At 49.4% G+C, this 17,645-nt stretch carries 15 protein-coding genes; 3 read left to right on the top strand and 12 right to left on the bottom strand.

Features of this window, described 5'->3' with window-relative positions; all coding sequences use genetic code 11:
- Positions 1-89 precede the first annotated feature (89 nt).
- The 10 genes from ACXAJH_RS11155 to gvpU form a co-directional block, all read right to left on the bottom strand.
- Positions 90-1,112, bottom strand: a complete 1,023-nt coding sequence (locus ACXAJH_RS11155) for an SEC-C domain-containing protein (protein ID WP_474993976.1) — start codon at positions 1,110-1,112, stop codon at positions 90-92.
- A gap of 162 nt (positions 1,113-1,274) precedes the next feature.
- Positions 1,275-2,312, bottom strand: coding sequence for a LacI family DNA-binding transcriptional regulator (locus ACXAJH_RS11150; RefSeq protein ID WP_474993975.1), 1,038 nt, complete (start codon positions 2,310-2,312; stop codon positions 1,275-1,277).
- Positions 2,313-2,642: 330 nt separating this feature from the next.
- Positions 2,643-4,343 (bottom strand): methyl-accepting chemotaxis protein, encoded by a 1,701-nt coding sequence (locus ACXAJH_RS11145; RefSeq protein ID WP_474989794.1) that lies wholly within the window; start codon positions 4,341-4,343, stop codon positions 2,643-2,645.
- On the bottom strand, positions 4,340-5,467 hold the full coding sequence (locus tag ACXAJH_RS11140) for an ATP-grasp domain-containing protein (protein WP_474969479.1): 1,128 nt from the start codon (positions 5,465-5,467) through the stop codon (positions 4,340-4,342). Before ACXAJH_RS11140 ends, ACXAJH_RS11145 begins: the two co-directional genes overlap by 4 nt.
- A 207-nt stretch (positions 5,468-5,674) precedes the next feature.
- Complete coding sequence (locus tag ACXAJH_RS11135; protein WP_474993974.1) at positions 5,675-6,625, bottom strand: ArsA family ATPase; 951 nt, start codon at positions 6,623-6,625, stop codon at positions 5,675-5,677.
- A 12-nt stretch (positions 6,626-6,637) separates the two neighbouring features.
- Positions 6,638-6,901, bottom strand: coding sequence for a cory-CC-star protein (locus ACXAJH_RS11130; protein ID WP_474969481.1), 264 nt, complete (start codon positions 6,899-6,901; stop codon positions 6,638-6,640).
- Positions 6,902-6,913: 12 nt separating this feature from the next.
- On the bottom strand, positions 6,914-7,294 hold the full coding sequence (locus ACXAJH_RS11125; RefSeq protein ID WP_474969482.1) for a hypothetical protein: 381 nt from the start codon (positions 7,292-7,294) through the stop codon (positions 6,914-6,916).
- A 56-nt stretch (positions 7,295-7,350) separates the two neighbouring features.
- Positions 7,351-9,087, bottom strand: a complete 1,737-nt coding sequence (locus ACXAJH_RS11120; RefSeq protein ID WP_474989800.1) for a carbon starvation CstA family protein — start codon at positions 9,085-9,087, stop codon at positions 7,351-7,353.
- Between the two features lie 156 nt (positions 9,088-9,243).
- A complete protein-coding gene (locus tag ACXAJH_RS11115; protein ID WP_474989802.1) occupies positions 9,244-10,383 on the bottom strand; it encodes an acyltransferase in 1,140 nt (379 codons plus the stop codon).
- A gap of 141 nt (positions 10,384-10,524) precedes the next feature.
- Positions 10,525-10,857, bottom strand: a complete 333-nt coding sequence (gene gvpU / locus ACXAJH_RS11110) for a gas vesicle accessory protein GvpU (protein WP_474993972.1) — start codon at positions 10,855-10,857, stop codon at positions 10,525-10,527.
- Positions 10,858-11,171: 314 nt separating this feature from the next.
- Here gvpU and ACXAJH_RS11105 point away from each other — a divergent pair, with 314 nt between their 5' ends.
- The 3 genes from ACXAJH_RS11105 (at position 11,172) to ACXAJH_RS11095 (ending at position 14,770) form a co-directional block, all read left to right on the top strand.
- A complete protein-coding gene (locus ACXAJH_RS11105) occupies positions 11,172-12,380 on the top strand; it encodes a S8 family peptidase (protein ID WP_474989806.1) in 1,209 nt (402 codons plus the stop codon).
- A gap of 254 nt (positions 12,381-12,634) precedes the next feature.
- Complete coding sequence (locus ACXAJH_RS11100; protein WP_474969487.1) at positions 12,635-13,600, top strand: sodium:calcium antiporter; 966 nt, start codon at positions 12,635-12,637, stop codon at positions 13,598-13,600.
- Positions 13,601-13,825: 225 nt separating this feature from the next.
- Positions 13,826-14,770, top strand: a complete 945-nt coding sequence (locus tag ACXAJH_RS11095) for a nuclease-related domain-containing protein (RefSeq protein WP_474993970.1) — start codon at positions 13,826-13,828, stop codon at positions 14,768-14,770.
- Positions 14,771-14,940: 170 nt separating this feature from the next.
- On the opposite strand, the gene ACXAJH_RS11090 is transcribed toward ACXAJH_RS11095, so the two are convergent.
- Together ACXAJH_RS11090 and ACXAJH_RS11085 are read right to left on the bottom strand one after the other, a co-directional pair.
- A complete protein-coding gene (locus ACXAJH_RS11090; RefSeq protein ID WP_474969489.1) occupies positions 14,941-16,236 on the bottom strand; it encodes a (Fe-S)-binding protein in 1,296 nt (431 codons plus the stop codon).
- Entirely contained in the window at positions 16,229-17,632 is a 1,404-nt protein-coding gene (locus tag ACXAJH_RS11085) for an FAD-binding oxidoreductase (RefSeq protein ID WP_474993969.1), read from the bottom strand. Before ACXAJH_RS11085 ends, ACXAJH_RS11090 begins: the two co-directional genes overlap by 8 nt.
- Between the last annotated feature and the right edge of the window lie 13 nt (positions 17,633-17,645).

Below are 17,645 nucleotides of genomic sequence, written 5' to 3'. Positions count from 1 at the left end.
CTGCAGGCATCCGGTTTTTTATTCCATCTTTTCCATCAACCTTTTGATCCTAAAAAAAACGCCCAGGAAGATCCTGGACGTTGAAGTACTTATGATGGAAGAAGATAATCCGACAGCTGAGTGATGCGTTTGCTCATGCTGCCCGGACTGACTTCATACTTTTCAGCTACCGCTTTTTTCGTTACTTTTTCCGGTTCCGTACGGAAAGCAGACGTGCTGCGGTACATATGCTCAAGGGCTGCGGTTACGACTTCCGGCTTACGGAATGTCGGATTTTCCGCCTGCTTGTACATTTCCCAGCGCTGCTTCAACAGTTCAAATCCTTCTTCCTGCTTCAAGCTTTCATCGAACAAGTCAAGCACGTCATCACCTTCAGCAGGGGCCTCGACGGGATGTTCAGCTGGGGCCTCTTCCGTTTCATCTGTAGAAGTCATATACATCCAGCTGCGCAGCTGTTCTATAATTGTTGCCTGCATATAGTCATAAATCGTCGCAGCACCGCTCGCTTCAAACGCCTCTTCCAGCTGTTTGCGGAACGTCACGTAAGAAGACTCGTAGTTCGGGATCGCCAGGGGTACGAAGTTATGGACGGGTCCCCACTTCAAGAGAACGCCGATACAGTATGGCATGTGCTCATAATTCTCTTCTTTCAAAGGAATGCCGTCCTTTTTCACTTCAAACGATTCTCCGCTCCACACGTCTTCTACAGAAGCGGTGGATTCAGAGGCTGAACCGTTGATTTTGAATAAGCTCACGTGCGGAGATTTCCAGGCTTCCATCGTTGCCATCGTTGCCGGACGGATGATTTTATCCTGTTTCTTCGCAAAAAATTCCTCATACAGGGTGGAGCCATCCTCCTGTTTGTCGATCAGGACACGCTGCACCATCTGGAACGCCGCTTCCACTTCTTCTTCCTGTGTTTCTCTCGACTCAGATGGCGTAACGTTCGGATAATTACGGTTCACATAAGCCATAAAGTGGCTGTAGTTACTCTGCAGTTCCTCATGAAGGCTGCTGGATCCGACAGCCTGATCATCTTTCACCATGCAGCATTTTTTATATTTTTTCCCGCTTCCACAAAAGCAGGGATCATTCCTTTTTGTCTTACTCATATAAATCCCTCTCCTAATTGTTTAAAGGTCAACTCTACTAGGGTACCGAAAATTGCGCAAACATGCAAAAAATTTTCCACATCTATGCAGTTTTCTGTAAAAAAAGGCGGATATAGGAAGTTTATGGAACAGATGCCATCTTCATAAAAAACCGTCTGAAGGTTACCCTTCAGACGGAGCGGAGCGGGAGATCGCCGACGAACGATATTCAATTTTGTGCGGAATGATGATACGCTTCGGCGGCTGCTCCCGCCGCTGCACGTTCTCAATGAGGCAGGCGGCTGCCTCTGTCCCTAAGGCCTGGATGTGGACGTCCACCGTCGTCAGGGCCGGACGGGACACCTGAGCAAGGTAGACATTGTTGAAACTGACGATTGATAAATCCTCCGGTACGTGAATGCCTGCTTCCTCCAAAGTGGATATGACGCCAATCGTCATCAGATCATCGGCGACAACAAGCCCGGTCGGCGGATGAGTGAGAGACATGAGTGCACGAACAGCTGAGCGTCCGCCCGATTTCAAGAACTCTGTATGGACTTTATAATTGTCTTCAAGGGAGATTCCGGCCTCTTTTAACGCCTCCTCATACCCTTGAAGGCGGTCGAGCGTCACCACGAGCTCAGGAGAACCCCCGATAAACGCCACCCGCTCATGACCGAGATCGATCAGATGCTTTGTCATATCCTTGGAAGCCTGAATGTTATCGTTATCAACGTGCGTCACGTAGTTTCCGTTTTCTGCCGGACGGCCGACGACGACAAAAGGAAACTTCTGCTCCAGCAGAAAGGATTGAATCGGGTCACGGACCTGCGAATAGAGGAGAAGAATCCCATCTGTCTGACTGCTGTACACCATCCGTTTCACAGCCTCCAGCATTTCCTCATCCGTTTCTCCCGTGCAGAGAACAAGGGAATACTCCATCTCATGGGCGATGGAACTGATGCCCCGAAGCACCTCCGGAAAAAATGGATTCTGCAGCGCTTTATCTGCACTGAAAGGCAGAACAACACCGAGAGATTTCGTCGTCCGGCTTGCTAAATTACGGGCGGTCACATTCGGGTGATATCCCATCTCCTCCATCGCCTGCTTCACTTTCCTTTTCGTAGCCGGACTGATCCGCGGATTGTCTGCAATCACACGGGAAACCGTCGAGGGCGCTACACCTGCCGCTCTGGCTACATCCTTAATGGTTACGTCCAAAACAATCACCTTCTATTCATATACTGCCTCCATCATAACACTCCCCGTTCCAAGGGAGGAATGAGTATTTAGGTGGCCAGGAAGAAAACGTGTCCTCCAGAATGAGAGACCTGCCCCCCCTTTCCTTCCGGCTAAACGTGCATCCACATGAACGTTTCAGAATTCGCTTCCCGCACCTTTTTCCAGGAGACAAAGATCTTCCCCGCCCGGACGTGAAGGATAAAAAAAGAAGACCTTCTAATAAACAGAAGATCTTCCTCTTTTCAGCTCATCAATCGTCGCAAGCGGCGCTGACGCCACCTTCCCACATGACCTTCTACACGAGTGGTCCTACAGTTTAAATTGCTGGATCTCCTCGTTCAACTGCTCAGAAAGCTCAGACAGCTGACGGGCACTGTGAGAAACTTCTTCCATTGAACTTGTCGTCTGCTGCGAGGAAGCGGCCACCTGCTCCACCCCTGCCGCCGACTCCTCGGAAACAGAAGCAATCTCTTCAATCGACTGGTTCATCTGCTGGCTGTTTTCTGCAATATCCGAAAGGTGCTCGGAAATTTCCCCGATCCGTCCGGACATGTCACTGACCGATGTATGGATACGGTGGAAGGTTTCCCCGGTCACCTCTATCTGTTTCGTTCCTTTGTCCACTTCCTGATAGCCGGATTCAAGCGATTGAGCGACCCGGTTTGACTCGGATTGGATACTTTCCACAATGGATGTGATATCAATGATGGACGTTGAAACCTGCTCGGCAAGCTTGCGGACTTCATCAGCCACGACGGCAAATCCTTTGCCATGCTCCCCGGCTCTCGCCGCCTCTATAGCCGCGTTCAAGGATAACAGGTTGGTCTGTTCGGCAATATCCTGAATGACCTGGACGAGTTTATTAATTTCCTTGGACTGCTTATCCAGTCCGTGCACACGCTCTACAGACTCCTTGACGATGCCGTTGATGGTGTTCATCTGTTGGACGGACGTCTCCATCAACCCCCGCCCTTCTTCGGTCATCGACAGCACTTCCTTCGATGTTCCAGCTACTGCTTTTCCACTTTTGTTGGCTTCATCCAGACGTCGGACGAAGTTGTCCATCCCTTCGGAAAGGCTGCTGGAGCTGTCTGCCTGGGACTCTGCACCAGAGGACAGTTCCTGCATCGTAGAAGCGACCTGCTCGCTTCCTTCTTTCACTTCGTTGGCCGACTGCGTGAGTTCCTCACTCTGCGCCGACACTTCACTCGACGCTGTCGTCACCCTCTGAACAAGGCTCCTCAAGCTCTCCACCATTTCATTCATCGCCACAGACAGCTGACCAATTTCATCGGCCCGCTTCGTTTCGATGTCCTCTGTCAAATCTCCATCACTAATCCGGTTCACCGACGACAGCAGGGAGCGGACAGCTTTCGTCAGACGGGTGCCGAAGATATAAGCAAACCCGGCACCAAGCAGAACAGCGACCGCTAAAAAGATAGCAAGGAAGCTATTGATTTCCTTCTGGAGGCTTCCAACAAAGGAGGTACTCATATCGACGCCGACAATCGCATCCATGTCACCAATCTGCATGAAGACCGACTTATGGACGCCCCATTCATCTTCATAAATGGAGGTCACAACGGTATCCCCTGTCTGGAACGCCTCCCTCTGCTTATCTGTAAAAGGAGACTCCACCATTACATCCTCAGAACCGTTCAAGGCGACGATGTATTCCTGCTCTCCCTGCTTTGTCAATATATAGGCATATTCCAGACGCTCCTGTCCTTCAATGAAGCTGTCCAGCGTGTTGATCAAGCTGGCATGGTTCTCTGATGGGTTTTCCATTGCTTCACGGACGGCATTCGGTTCAATCGAGCGGACAAGCTCCTGACCATTTGTCAAAAGAACCTGTTCAAACTGCGGGAGAATATGATCATCAATCATATTACCAGTTATATATTTCACGAAGCCGAAGGTCAGTCCACCAAGAATAAGGATCGGAATGATGAAATTAACGAACAACTGGGTTTTTAACGACTTCTTCGGGTTCAAGGCCTGCCAATTCATCGGACAGCCTCCTTTGCTGGTTTCATTGTAAGGAAGGGCTCTAAATCAAGGGTAAGTAACCGGTCCAGTTCATTCAGCTGGTTCGTTTTGAAAAAGACGACGGCAAACGTCCGGTCACTGGCTGACTGGATGATCCGATACTCCAGGATGTGACTGAACTCTTTTTTCAGCTCCTCATGCTGAATGGATTGAATAAGATTCACGCTGATATGCCCCGGCACTTCCGCACAGAAAAATCCGTAAAAGGACTCGTCGGCCCGCTTCACAATCGTTTTCCAATCCGGCTTTACGCCCTTGAAGTAGGCTGAGGCCGAGTTGATATCATAGGCGTAATGACTCACATCTGTCGTACCTGCCCCGGCAAAGCGGAGCGGATTCATCTCAATGGGAACGATGCCGCCGTCGTTTTGTCTCATTTCTATGTGAAAAGGATAGTTTCGGAGCTGAAGGCGGTCATTTAAAAGACGCAGGTAATCCAGCGCCTGCTCACGTACTTCCTCAAGAATACGGCTGGACGTGTAATAAATGCGGTCGGACGTATCCTGATCGTGGGCAAACCGGCGTTTCAGGATATTCAAAATCACCGGCTCACCCGCTTCGTCATAGTAGCAGTCAAGCGCATACTCCTGTCCTTCAATATATCCTTCAATAATGATCTGTTCACTGTCCAAAACGGCATCCGAATACATCGACCGGGAGAGAAGCAGGTCGGAATACAATCCTTGTACCGCCTGGTCCCACTCCGCTTTTTCCTTCACGATATAAACACCGACACTGGAATAGCCTTTGTTCGGCTTGATAACGACCGGGAATGGGAGATCTTCCTTGTTTGAACTCATCAATTCATCAAGCGTGACAAGCTTGAAATAATAGTCTTCATCCAGATCGGCAATCAGCTCCCGGAACCGGGCTTTGTTTTTGACCATCTGGGATACTTTCGTATGTATGTGCTCCGGATGGTGGTGCTGCAGCATCTGCAGACAGCTTTCCGAATTGGTTAGTAGTTTAGAATGTTCCTTCATATCCAGGGCTCTTTCATCGTCCTTATAATAGATAGGCAAATGATGAGTCAGGGCCGTTTGTACTAGGATAGGGGACACCGTTTGTTCATCAATAATCAGCATAAATTCCCTCCTGAGCGTGCAATTTCAACTTATTTGTGCTCGACTCCTTATATATCGGCCGCCCTCGGAGTTCATACAGGTCCGTACGCCTGATTTAGTTATAAATTCCTATTTAATCAGAAAATTAAGCACAAAAAAATCCGTGTACGGCTACACGGATTCCGGTGAATGATGAGTCGAACTTTTTCATCGATTGAAGGTAATCTTCTAGTCAGAAACAGGGACCGATGATTGAAAAGAGCCCGCAAACGTATGCAGCTTTTCCATATCGGAGACATCTTCTTCAAAAAGAGGCACATATACCAGCTCTTTGTCTCTAAACGTCCGCTTGATCTCCTCAAGGTAAACACGCTCCTGTTTTCTCCTTTTAGCGAGAAAGGCACCATCAGCGTAGTCAGGCAGAACTTTATTCACGATCAGTGTCTGCACATCAAGTCCATGTCTGCCCAGCTGCTCCACGGCTTTCTTCGTTTCAAGAATCGGGAGGCGCTCAGGAATGAGAACAAACACAAAGGCGGTCTTCTTTTCGTCTAATATGATTTTCCGTACGGTGTCGAATTTTTCGCGGCGCCTCTGCAGCACGTTGAAAATCGGATCATCTACAGGCTCTCCATCATGAAGCAGCTGTGTGTACGTCTCATTCATCCGCCCCCGGCGCTCCAGCATGCCGTCAATCCACACGTTCATGATTTCCGGGAGTGTAAGCAGGCGGATCGTATGTCCGGTCGGAGCGGTGTCAAACACAATTTTATCGAACCGGCCGGACTCTTCCAGGATGATGGACACGAGGCGGTCAAATAAGGCGGCCTCATCTGCCCCGGGCGAGGCGGATGCCATATCGATCTGCCGGTGCACCTCCTCGACCATTTTAGACTTCACAAGCCCTTCCAGGTTTTCCTTCACCCCTTCAATATACCCCTTCGATTCATAACCGGGATCAATTTCCATCCCGTATAAACGCTTGGCGAGCTTCGTTTTCGTATGGGATAAAGACGTATGAAAAACATCGCCGAGATTATGAGCAGGATCTGTCGAAACGACAAGCGTTTCATATCCCTGTTCAGCAAAGGAGAGCGCAAGGGCCGCTGATGAGGTCGATTTTCCGACACCGCCTTTTCCTCCCGCAAAAATGATAGAGTGATGCTGGATATGTTTCATAGATAACCCTCCTTAACAGCAGCGGATGCCATCGAGCGGGGATTTCTCCATGCCCATCCGCAAATGCCAGTCATGAAATTTTTCAACAATATGTGGGTACAATTCAAGCGTGTAATAAAACGCGGGGTTGGGGATGCCGAGCAGATCGGAATAAAGCAGCAGAAGAAAAAGATCTTCTTCATCCCTCAACTCCCGGGCCACCTCCTGCTTATGTGGCAGACTCAATACTTCATCATACAGTTCCACCATCCGTTTCAGGGAAAGCTTCTTTTCCATCCGTCTCCCTCCTCAGGATTTTGTCCATTCCAACAGCCGCTCTTCATAGCGTCCGGCTGAAGCTGTATATTCTCCATTTACAAACACCGCCCCGTACGTGCTGTGCAGCAGAAAGGAAGCCAGTGCCCGGCGGCGTGTAATACGTCCCCGGCGCTGCTGCTGACAGAAATAAGCGGCTGCAGCCAGCAGGTTCCTTGGGTCGATGAATTGCATGTTGATATCAGGATCGATCTCCAGTGTCATAAGATAAAGCTGCTGCAGATTTTTTCGTTCTTCGTCATGGTGCGAAAATTCGTCCTCCATGTTAATCAAACCATCCGGATCGGAGCAGATGCCGCCACAGCACCCCATCCCGATTTCCTTCTCCGCCCGCATCATCATGACATCGATCATGCCTTTTTCCTCCTTACTGAATGGAAAAAGCCGTACATCGGCACGGCTTCTTCTTTTTAAGCACTTCGTTCGATGGAATTTTTATGGTCCTTCGTAATCGCTGAAAAGGCCGTCAGTAAAATCCAGAAGGTGAAAACGAGGATGACTGCACCAAAAGCAAACAGCATCCAGTCACTATTCTCATTCCAAGGCGCCCATTCTGTCAGCACCTGTGAAATCATCGCCCACAGCGTCATGAACATGAGAAAGACCATTGGAATAATTGTCGGAAGGTAATTTCTCCCCTGACGCTTCAGCCAGATCGATACGAGCAGGAGACTAATGCCTGCCAGGAGCTGATTGGATGTTCCAAATAACGGCCAAAGCAGATAACCTCCGGATCCGAATCCCTTCGGCCCCTGCGGAATCAGGGTCAGTGCAGCGCTTGAAACAACCGCCAGCGTAGTTGCGACATGCATTTTCGTCAGTGGTGTGATCTTATATTCAGTACCGAGCTCTGCGATAATATACCGCATCAAACGAACCGAAGAATCCAGTGTTGTCGCAGCGAAACTGACGACAATCACACTCACAATCGTAGCCGCGACAGAGGCGGGAATCCCGAGTCCCGCCGCCAGCTGGCCGGCCCCTTGGATGAAGACACCAAGTCCGGCATTACTGGCCGCCGCAAAACCGCTGTAGGTGGCTGTGAACTCCGCCGCTGTTGGGAAGAAGGTGACAACAGCGATGATCGCGACTAAGGCGAGAGCTCCTTCTCCGACGGAACCAAGATAGCCGACAAACCGCGCTTCTGTTTCATTGTTCAACTGTTTCGAAGAAGTCCCGGAAGATACGAGACCGTGGAATCCGGAAATCGCTCCACAGGCGATGGTAATGAACAAAAGCGGGAACCAGGATGTATCCGCCGACGCATTGGTTACCGGTGCTGTAATTTCAGGGTTGGAAAACAGCAGCCCGAGATAGAGAAGGCCCAGTCCGACAATCAGCTGATGGGAGTTGATATAATCCCTTGGCTGAAGCAGTTTCCACACAGGAAGCGTCGATGCAATATACACATAGATCATGAGTACGATGATCCAGACGAAAAACGCCATGGATGTCGCACTCAATCCAAAGGCTGCTTCCGCTCCTTCGCCTCCGAAATAGCGGACAAGGTCTATCTGCAGGGCAGGGACATAACTTGCAACGACAGCAGAGAGATACATGACAGCAAGAGCTACTAGCGATGGCAGAAGCATACTGCCCTGTCTCTTGTAGACACTGTAACCAATCCAGACAGCGAGTGGAATTTGAATAAAGACCGATAATACACTCGCAGGAAACGAGATGAACAAGTTGGCAATAACCCAGGCGAACACTGCATTGACCATAAGAACAAGCAGAAGGATAATGAACAAAAACAACACCTTCGCTTTCTCGCCGATCAACTTACTCGCCAGCGTCCCGATCGACTGTCCTTTGTTTCGCACGGATAAAACGAGTGTACCGAAATCATGGACCCCTGCAGCGAACACCGTGCCAAGCAGCACCCAGAGCACAGCCGGAAGCCATCCCCAGTACACCGCGATGGCCGGCCCTACAATGGGAGCTGCTCCAGCCACCGACGTAAAGTGGTGCCCCCAGAGGACGAACTTGTTCGTAGGTACGAAATCGACACCATCCTTAAACTGATGGGCGGGCGTTACGTAATTCGGATCAAGCTTATAAATCTTTTCGGCAATAAACTTAGAATAATACCGATACCCTAGAAAAAAGACAAGCATACCAACAACGGCCAGCCAAATCCCACTCACAAAAACCCTCCTTTTATGTATGCGCTTACACATTATGGTTATTATATCTCACCATTCGCCATCGTTTCAATGAAATTTACAGATTTATCAGAAAATAGAAGCCATAAAAAAACCGCTCCTTTCGGCAGTCCGGTTGGAGCGGTTTTCTCATGACGATTATAAGATGGCTTTTCCTGTTTCCTGCTGCGACTTGTTCCCCTTCGATCGGTTTCCCTCGAAAAAGCCCGGTTTTTTATTCGGCAGTTTTCCGAAGAACAAACCAGCAAAAGGAAGGTACCTGTGGGACAGCCAGATGATCACATAACATGAAAGCAGGGTGGCAGCGAGCCGGACAATGATAGCTGCGTGGAACATGTTTCCAGCCGGAATGGGAATGGTAAATTCATAGATCTTCAATACGAATGGGTGAAGAAGATAAAAGCCAAACGAATAGACCGCAATATTCTTCACGTAGGACAGCGCCACCGGCCACTTGACGACCAACCGTTCCGCAATACGGAACATGGCATAGCTTCCGACAACGAGAAAGAGCATATTAATAATCAAATAGCCCCACGTCGGCAGCTGTGCGCCAAAGATCTGATACCCGCTACCGTGCAGGTAAACAGTCGTCAGACCTGCAAACAGGCCTCCGACTGCCCATATAGGTGTTGTTCTTGAAAAAGCGGCCGTCTTCTGCTGTTTATAATAGGCGCCGATCCACGCACCGAGCAGGTAAGGTCCCATACTCGTCATAAACAGGTTGAATGAAAACACTTGAAATTCCCGGTTGAAGAAGTAGTACCCGACCTGCAGGATCATTCCGAACAGCCACATGTACTTTCTGAAGAAAGCCGATTTCTGTGCGGCATAGAGGACGACAGGGAAAAACAAATAAAACTGGACGATTAAGAAAATAAAGTGCAGATGATAAAACGAATCCCCTGTAAACACCCGGGTCAGAATGTTTTCCGGCGTCGTCGACACCACTCCGAGATAAATAGAGAAAGCTTCATAGAAAAGCGCCCACAGGAAATAGGGAACGACAATATAGAGAGCTCTCTTCCTGAAATAAGAGAAGAGTTCCTGTTTATCCATTTTCTGATCGATATACTTATAGAAAAAGACCATCGCCGTAAGCATAATGAAGATACCGGCTTCAATCCGGATGATCCGGTTGATAAAATGATAGGCCTCATACATGCCCGTGCCTTCCGTAAGAACCTTCACATAGGCCGCGCTGACGTGTACGAGGACGACCATGACCATGGCAAAGATGCGTAGAAAGTAGATGGACTCAATTCTTTCTTTTTTCATGGAATCATTCCTTTAATGGTTCGACTTAATGGTGCGTGAGCCATTTTACCATGAAATCATGGTCTGCTTTCGCATTGTAGCCGATTATTCATGAAATTATTGAACTGTCGTAATATAAATTACATTTTATTCCTATTCGCATCAATACGACCGAGGAAAAAGCCATCGATTCTGTCGAGACGTCCCTTTCACCGGAGTGGCCGGGGCATCGCCATTGTAGACCTGGGCATTTTCGAGATGAATGTATTGAATTTCCTCCTGCGAATCATTCATCTGACTGGCTTTTTCATACTTTTTAGTTAGGGACTGAGCCGTTTCACTGCCTTCAGCAAGGGTACCGCTTAAAGAGTGGAAGTATTTTTCAGCCGAAACCGTTGTCCCTGTCACCAAAGCTCCGTTAATGTTTAACGTCATGTCCAGGGAAAAATCTTCCCTATCAGCTGCTTTCACAAATTTTCTCAGCCCATGACCCATCAAGGATCTTCCTTCCTGACTGGATATTGAACGGGATCGGCATCAATCTATTTTACGGGATCATTACACCTCTCATCGAGCCATCGTTTATCTTTTCACTTCCCAATTGGACGTTTCTGAAACCCCGGGAAACTCCCATTCTATGAGAAGGATCATCATGATGGATTTGGTTACAACATAAAGTTGCCCAACCCCTATGTCGAAACCACGCTTAAGGGGGCTTTTTTCCACACCTCTATCCCAACCCCGATATCGCAGGAATCCTTACGATTTCTCCGAATTACTAGAGTATATCTTTTAAAGGAGGAAATCGTTTGAAGTTTAAAAAGCTTGCTTCCCTGTCCCTTGCCGCCGCCCTTGTCCTTATGCCGTCCACTGGAGGTGTCCTGGCCGATTCCCTTTCCGACAAAACATCATCAGAACGGACAAACAAAATTGATACTTATCTCGAAAAAGGAAAGTACGTGCCGGGTGAAGTCGTCGTAAAATATAAAGAAGGCTTCTCTCCAAACAAAAAAGAGATGAACCAGATAGACGCTGTTGTCCTGGAGGAACAACAGGAAGTCGTCGAAGCTGAGGAGAAAGTGTTGAAGGTAAAAAACGTTGAAAAAGTCGTCGAAGCCTTAAACAAAAATCCGAATGTGGAATACGCAGAGCCGAACTATCTATTCCAAGCCACCTGGACACCAAATGATACGTACTACAGCGGCTATCAATATGGACCGCAGAACACAGATACACCAAGGGCATGGGACGTAACACGCGGAAGCAGCAGTCAGGAAATCGCCATCATCGACTCCGGTGTCGACTACAACCACCCGGACCTTGATGGAAAAACGATCAAAGGCTATGACTTCGTCGATAATGATAACAATCCAATGGATCTCAATGATCACGGCACGCACGTAGCCGGAACCGCCGCCGCTGAAACCAACAACGCCAGAGGTGTCGCCGGAATGGCTCCGAATACAAAAATCCTTGCCGTCCGCGCCCTCGACGCGAATGGCAGCGGCTCCCTGAACGACATAGCAGATGCCATCCGCTACTCCGCTGATCAAGGCGCAGAGGTCATTAACCTTTCCCTTGGCTGCAACTGTGATACACAGACATTGGAAAATGCGGTCAATTACGCTTGGAACAAAGGATCCGTCGTCATTGCAGCGGCAGGAAATGACGGAGTTTCCACAACTTTCGAGCCTGCTTCCTATGACAACGTCATCGCCGTAGGAGCCGTCGACCGCTATGATAGAAAAGCCTCCTTCTCCAACTACGGCACGTGGGTGGATGTAACAGCGCCAGGCGTGAGTATTGCGTCTACGATGCCGAACGGAGGGTATGCCTACATGTCCGGAACATCCATGGCAGCCCCTCACGTAGCCGGTCTTGCCGGACTGCTCGCCTCCCAGGGCCGTTCCAACAGCAATATCCGTGCAGCCATTGAACAGACAGCTGATCCAATCAGCGGAACAGGTTCCTACTTTGAGCACGGATTGATCAATTCCTACGACGCGGTGAACTATTAAGTAGAAAAAGAGGAAGGCGCCTGCATGCGCCTTCCTCTTTTCTTATCGGTTGACTCCCGGACGAATCTTTCGCTATAGTAAAACTACCAAAGGGAGTAGCGACCGCATATCCGCGGCTGATGAATCGTCATTTCGGTGATCCACTCACCTGGTTCATCAAACTATATAGATAGGACGCGAGACTTTGGCCCTCCACAGGGCCGGAGTCTCTTTTTTTTGAGCAGAGCCCTGTGTATAGAAAGGAGATTGGAATGATGGTTTACTTTATTTTTCTATTATCCGCCGTCATCGTTGTATTTGCGGCTGTCCAGCTGAACCGGTTCGGCGATGTGATCAGCCGGAAATCCACGCTGAGCGGTGCTGTCGTCGGCACCTTTCTCATCGCCGGGGCGACCTCTCTGCCGGAGTTGACGACCAGTTTAACAGCCGTCTATATCGACAACCCTGACATCGCTGTCGGGAACATGCTCGGCAGTAATGTGTTCAACCTGCTCATCATTGCTGTTGTGGACATGATTTACCGAAAACGGAAAATGTTTAACGCCATCGATGAGAAGCAGCACATGCCAACAGCAGTGGCCGGTATCGTATTCACCCTGATTGTAGTCGCCGCCCTCATCCTGCCGTTCGATTTTTCCTTGTTTAACATTGGGGTAGAGATGTTCATCCTCGTCGGGTTGTATATATTGGCCACCCGATTTATGAATCAAGGGGAAGAAGAGGAGATGGATGAAGCAGCCGCCGCAGGCAAAGATTATACGTTAAAAGCAGCGGTCATCGGTTTCATTGTTGCAGCACTCATCGTGTTCGCCTCAGGGAGCGCCTTATCGATTTCCGGTGATCAGCTCGCCCAGCAGACAGGGATGAGTTCAAGCTTTGTCGGAAGCTTCCTCATTGCCGCTTCCACCTCGCTTCCGGAACTCGTAACCGTCCTTGTGGCCATGAAGATGTCCAACTACGGCATGGCGCTCGGTTCTATCCTCGGAAGTAACCTGTTCAACCTGCAGCTGCTTGCTGTGACGGATGTGTTTTACCAGAAAGGCGCGATACTGCAGTCGCTCAGCTCCACCCATCTGCCTGTGGCGCTTTTAAGTACAGCGATGCTTTTCCTGACCGTATTCATGGTGAATCGCAAGCCGAAGGAAAACAGCTTCCGTTATGCGGTACCGTCGCTGCTTATGATCGTCATTTATTTTGCAGCATCGTATCAGTTGTTTTAAAAAAAGCAGGAGAGCGCCGGCTCTCCTGCTTTCATTTATTTATGTCCCGTCTCAATTTAGTTGATATACCTGAGGTTTAGTTGATATATCTCGAATTTAATTGATATATCTCGAATTTAATTGATATATCGCAGAAAAAATTGATATATCGAAAATAAAATCGATATCCGCCATAGGAATACCGATCTCCGTGTCGAATAAGGAAAGAGCGAAAGGATGGATGCCATGATTATGAAAGAACGCACTTTCCCCAGCGATATCAAAGTTCTGCAGGCTTTGAAGCGGAGACTGATGGACCATCACCCTCAATCCGCAGCTGTAAACGAACAGTTGAAGCTCCGATTAACCGGCTACAAAGGCGAACTCTCCTTGAATTATCCTCTTACTTTTCTCCCCTCGGACCATGATATTTTCCATGACCTGCGTCTGTATGACGGCACCCACCATTTTCAAATCGACTGCCTTGTCGTAACCGCTGCTCTCCTAATCATTCTTGAAGTGAAAAATATTGGAGGGGAGCTGTTTTTCAACCAGCGCTTCCACTACCTTGAACGAAAATGGGAAAAAGATCATTCGACGTTTGCCGACCCAGTCATTCAGGTAGGCCGTCATACCCGCCAGCTTCAGAAGCTGCTGAAGCTCTGGCAGATTCCTAATGTTCCGATTTACGGTCTGGTCGTCAACAGCCACCCTGCGGCAAGGATTGATACAGATGATGCTGACCTTGAGAACGTCATCCGGATCGAAACACTTCCCGAAAAGGTGGCGGATCTGACGGAAGATCGAACCTCCATTTTGAATGCCTCCCACATGAACCGCTTATCCACCCACTTGCTCACCAATCACGAAAGCTACTTTTATGACTATGTGAAATTTTTCAAACTGGAAAAAGAAGATTTCAAGAAGGGAGTATTCTGTCCGGAATGTTCCTCACTTCCAATGAAACGTATGCACGGCAGATGGAAGTGCTTGAACTGCGCTCATATCAGTAAATCCGCTCATTTGGCTGCCTTGGAAGACTATTCGCTCTTAATTGGAAAAACCATCTCAAACAAACAGGCCAGAGATTTTTTGCATGTTCCCTCTCCCTCAGCTGCTAATATCCTGCTAAAAGCGATGAAGATTAAAACAGTAGGCAGGAATAAAGGAAGAATATATGTATTGGAATGAGTGTTTAAATTGATATATTGGATAATTCGTTGATAAGTTGCTGAATTAATTGATATCTGCGGAAAATAATTGATATATCGCCATTTTAATTGATATACACAAGAAATAATCGATATCCGCGCACACGCCCCCCGCTTAAAGAAAAAAAGCGCCCCACAAAAGGGGACGCCTTACATTTTCGGCTGAGGATCCGCTTCCATCAACACATCCACCAAATGCACGGCTTCCATCCGGTCTCCGGCACCTTCGCGGACGACGCCGAGCTTCATCTGCAGCAGGCAGCCCGGGTTGGAAGTGACGATGCCATCGGGATCAACGCCGCAGACGTCCTGCATTTTAACATCGAGGATGTCCATCGCCTCTTCGTAGTTCACGATGTTGTAAATCCCTGCAGAGCCGCAGCAGAATTCCGGACGGTCCATCTGTTTCAGCGTCAGGCCGGGCACTTTTTCCAACAGCGCGACAGGCGCTTCGGTGACCTTCTGGACGTTTCGCAGGTGGCAGGAAGGCTGATAGGTGACGGTTCGCGGAACGGACTGCTCAAACTGGAGGCCGTCCAGATCGATCAGCACTTCTGAGATGTCCTTCACGTTTGCCGCAAAGGCAGAAGCACGGCTGTGCCATTCTGTCCCCTCTTCAAACAGGTGCGGATATTCAATCAGACGAGCGCCGCATCCGCCTGCGTTATTGACAATGTAATCAAAACTTTCCTCTTCAAAGGCTTCAATGTTCCGTTTGGCCAGCTCAACAGATGCATCGACTTTGCCGGAGTGCGCGTGAAGAGCCCCACAGCACGTCTGCTGGTCTGGAAAAACAACTTCCGCGCCGCTTCGCAACAGCAGTTCCATCGTGTTTTGGTTCGTTTCATAAAACACACTATCCATGATGCAGCCCTTGAAAAAAGCAACTTTAGCTGTGGCCGGACGTTTACGGACGTATCGGCCCGCCCTGGATTTCCGCCGCTTCGGGGAAGGCATCTCGGGAAGGACCGCTTCAAATTCATGGATGTGCAGCGGCGCCCGCTTCGTCAGACCGAACCGCTGGGACACTTTTTTCAGACCACTGGATTGATAGAGCCAAGTCGCATGTCCAAGCGAATCCATCCACGCCGTGGAAGGAAAGAAGCGTTGGAACATGAAGTTTTCGACCAGTTTCCGTGGTCTGCTTTTTTCCTCGTGTTCATCAATGACGTGCTTGGCACTCTCAAGGATTTCTCCATACTGGACGTTGGTCGGGCATACGGTTGTACACGCCATGCAGCCGAGACATTTTTCGATCGGCTCTTTCAAATCCTCGACGGATGCTTTGCCTTCAGCGACCATTTTCACGAGGTTGATCCGGCCGCGCGGCGAGTGGGTTTCTCTTTCCATCGTCTCATACGTCGGACAGGCAGGAAGACAGTAGCCGCACTGTACACAGTCAAACGTCTTATCATAGCTGAGCTTTTCCTGCAGCAGACTATTCATGATGCAGCACCAGCTTCTGTCCTTTTTCCGGGAAGACCTTGCCAGGGTTCAGGATGCCGTTGGGGTCCCAGCTGTCCTTGATCCGCTTCATCATATCCAGCCCGACTTCACCGAGCTCCATCTCCATGAACGGAGCTTTCATCGTTCCGATTCCATGTTCGCCGGATAAAGTGCCGCCGAGTTCCAGAGCTGCTTCAAACATTTCTTCCACAGCTTTTTCCACCCGCTTCATTTCTTCGACATCACGTTTATCACAAAGAACATTCGGATGCAGGTTGCCGTCCCCGGCATGACCGAAGGCGACCACTTCCACGTCATACTTCTCTTTAATGACCTGAAGCCAGTCCATAAAATCGGGAATTTTACTGCGGGGCACCGTCGCATCTTCGGAAACCTTTGTCGGCTTGATTTTCGCAATCGCAGGTGATACTTGTTTCCTTGCATGCCAAAGCTTAGCCGCTTCTTCGTCTGACTTAGGGATGATCACATCCAGCGCACCCATATCCTCCATAATTTCTTCAATGAGCCGGCGCTCGACCTTCAACGTCTCCGGATGACCGTCCAGTTCAATAATAATGACGGCAGCAGCATCGACAGGCAGACCGGCCGGTTGAAATTTTTCTACAGCCACAACACAAGCCTGATCCATAAATTCCATTTTGGACGGAAGGATCCCGGAGGTAAGGGTCTGGGAAATTGCCTCTCCCGCTTTTCGCACTTCATCGAACGTGACCATCAGCGTCTGAACAGCCGGCGGCTTCGGCATCAGTTTCAGCGTCGCCCCGACGATGACACCCAAAATACCCTCTGATCCTACAATCAGCTTCGTTAAGTCAATGCCGGTGACATTTTTGATCGTCCGTCCGCCGGTGCGGATGATTTCCCCTTGCGGAGTAACGACCTCAAGACCAAGCACATGATCTTTTGTTACCCCATACTTCAAGCCGCGCGGGCCTCCGGAATTCTCTGCAAGATTGCCGCCGATCGTAGCAACATGGGCACTGCTTGGATCCGGCGCGTACATGAGGCCGTGCTCCTCAGCGGCCTTATTGATATTAGCCGTAAGTACACTCGGAGTGACGTCCACGGTGAGATCCCGGGGGCTCAGATGGATTTCAGCGGGATATTGAGACATGTCCAGCACAATTCCTCCGTGTACGGGAAGCGGGCCCCCACTCAGACAGGTGCCCGATCCTCTCGGGTGGACGGGGATGTTATGCCGGTTGGCCAGTTTCAAAACATCAGCGGTTTCCTGCTTGGTTTTCGGCTGGACCACAACATCGGGCAGATGCTCGCCGAACGAGGCATCAAAGCTGTAGCTGTGCCGGTCGGCGAGATCGGTCAGCACCCTTTTTTCAGGGATAATGCGGCGGAGTTCCTCGATCCATTCGTCCATATACTCAGCTCCT

Source organism: Halobacillus sp. ABD4_316 (genome assembly GCF_056161385.1).
This window is presented reverse-complemented; position numbering and strand designations above follow the sequence as displayed.

Coding starts and splice junctions, on each gene's coding strand:
- gvpU (WP_474993972.1), bottom strand. CDS start 10,857: ATGGGTCATGGGCTGAGAAAATTTGTGAAAGCAGCTGATAGGGAAGAT.
- ACXAJH_RS11140 (WP_474969479.1), bottom strand. CDS start 5,467: ATGCTGATTATTGATGAACAAACGGTGTCCCCTATCCTAGTACAAACG.
- ACXAJH_RS11085 (WP_474993969.1), bottom strand. CDS start 17,632: ATGGACGAATGGATCGAGGAACTCCGCCGCATTATCCCTGAAAAAAGG.
- ACXAJH_RS11125 (WP_474969482.1), bottom strand. CDS start 7,294: ATGATCGATGTCATGATGATGCGGGCGGAGAAGGAAATCGGGATGGGG.
- ACXAJH_RS11090 (WP_474969489.1), bottom strand. CDS start 16,236: ATGAATAGTCTGCTGCAGGAAAAGCTCAGCTATGATAAGACGTTTGAC.
- ACXAJH_RS11130 (WP_474969481.1), bottom strand. CDS start 6,901: ATGGAAAAGAAGCTTTCCCTGAAACGGATGGTGGAACTGTATGATGAA.
- ACXAJH_RS11095 (WP_474993970.1), top strand. CDS start 13,826: ATGATTATGAAAGAACGCACTTTCCCCAGCGATATCAAAGTTCTGCAG.
- ACXAJH_RS11115 (WP_474989802.1), bottom strand. CDS start 10,383: ATGAAAAAAGAAAGAATTGAGTCCATCTACTTTCTACGCATCTTTGCC.
- ACXAJH_RS11135 (WP_474993974.1), bottom strand. CDS start 6,625: ATGAAACATATCCAGCATCACTCTATCATTTTTGCGGGAGGAAAAGGC.
- ACXAJH_RS11100 (WP_474969487.1), top strand. CDS start 12,635: ATGGTTTACTTTATTTTTCTATTATCCGCCGTCATCGTTGTATTTGCG.
- ACXAJH_RS11145 (WP_474989794.1), bottom strand. CDS start 4,343: ATGAATTGGCAGGCCTTGAACCCGAAGAAGTCGTTAAAAACCCAGTTG.
- ACXAJH_RS11155 (WP_474993976.1), bottom strand. CDS start 1,112: ATGAGTAAGACAAAAAGGAATGATCCCTGCTTTTGTGGAAGCGGGAAA.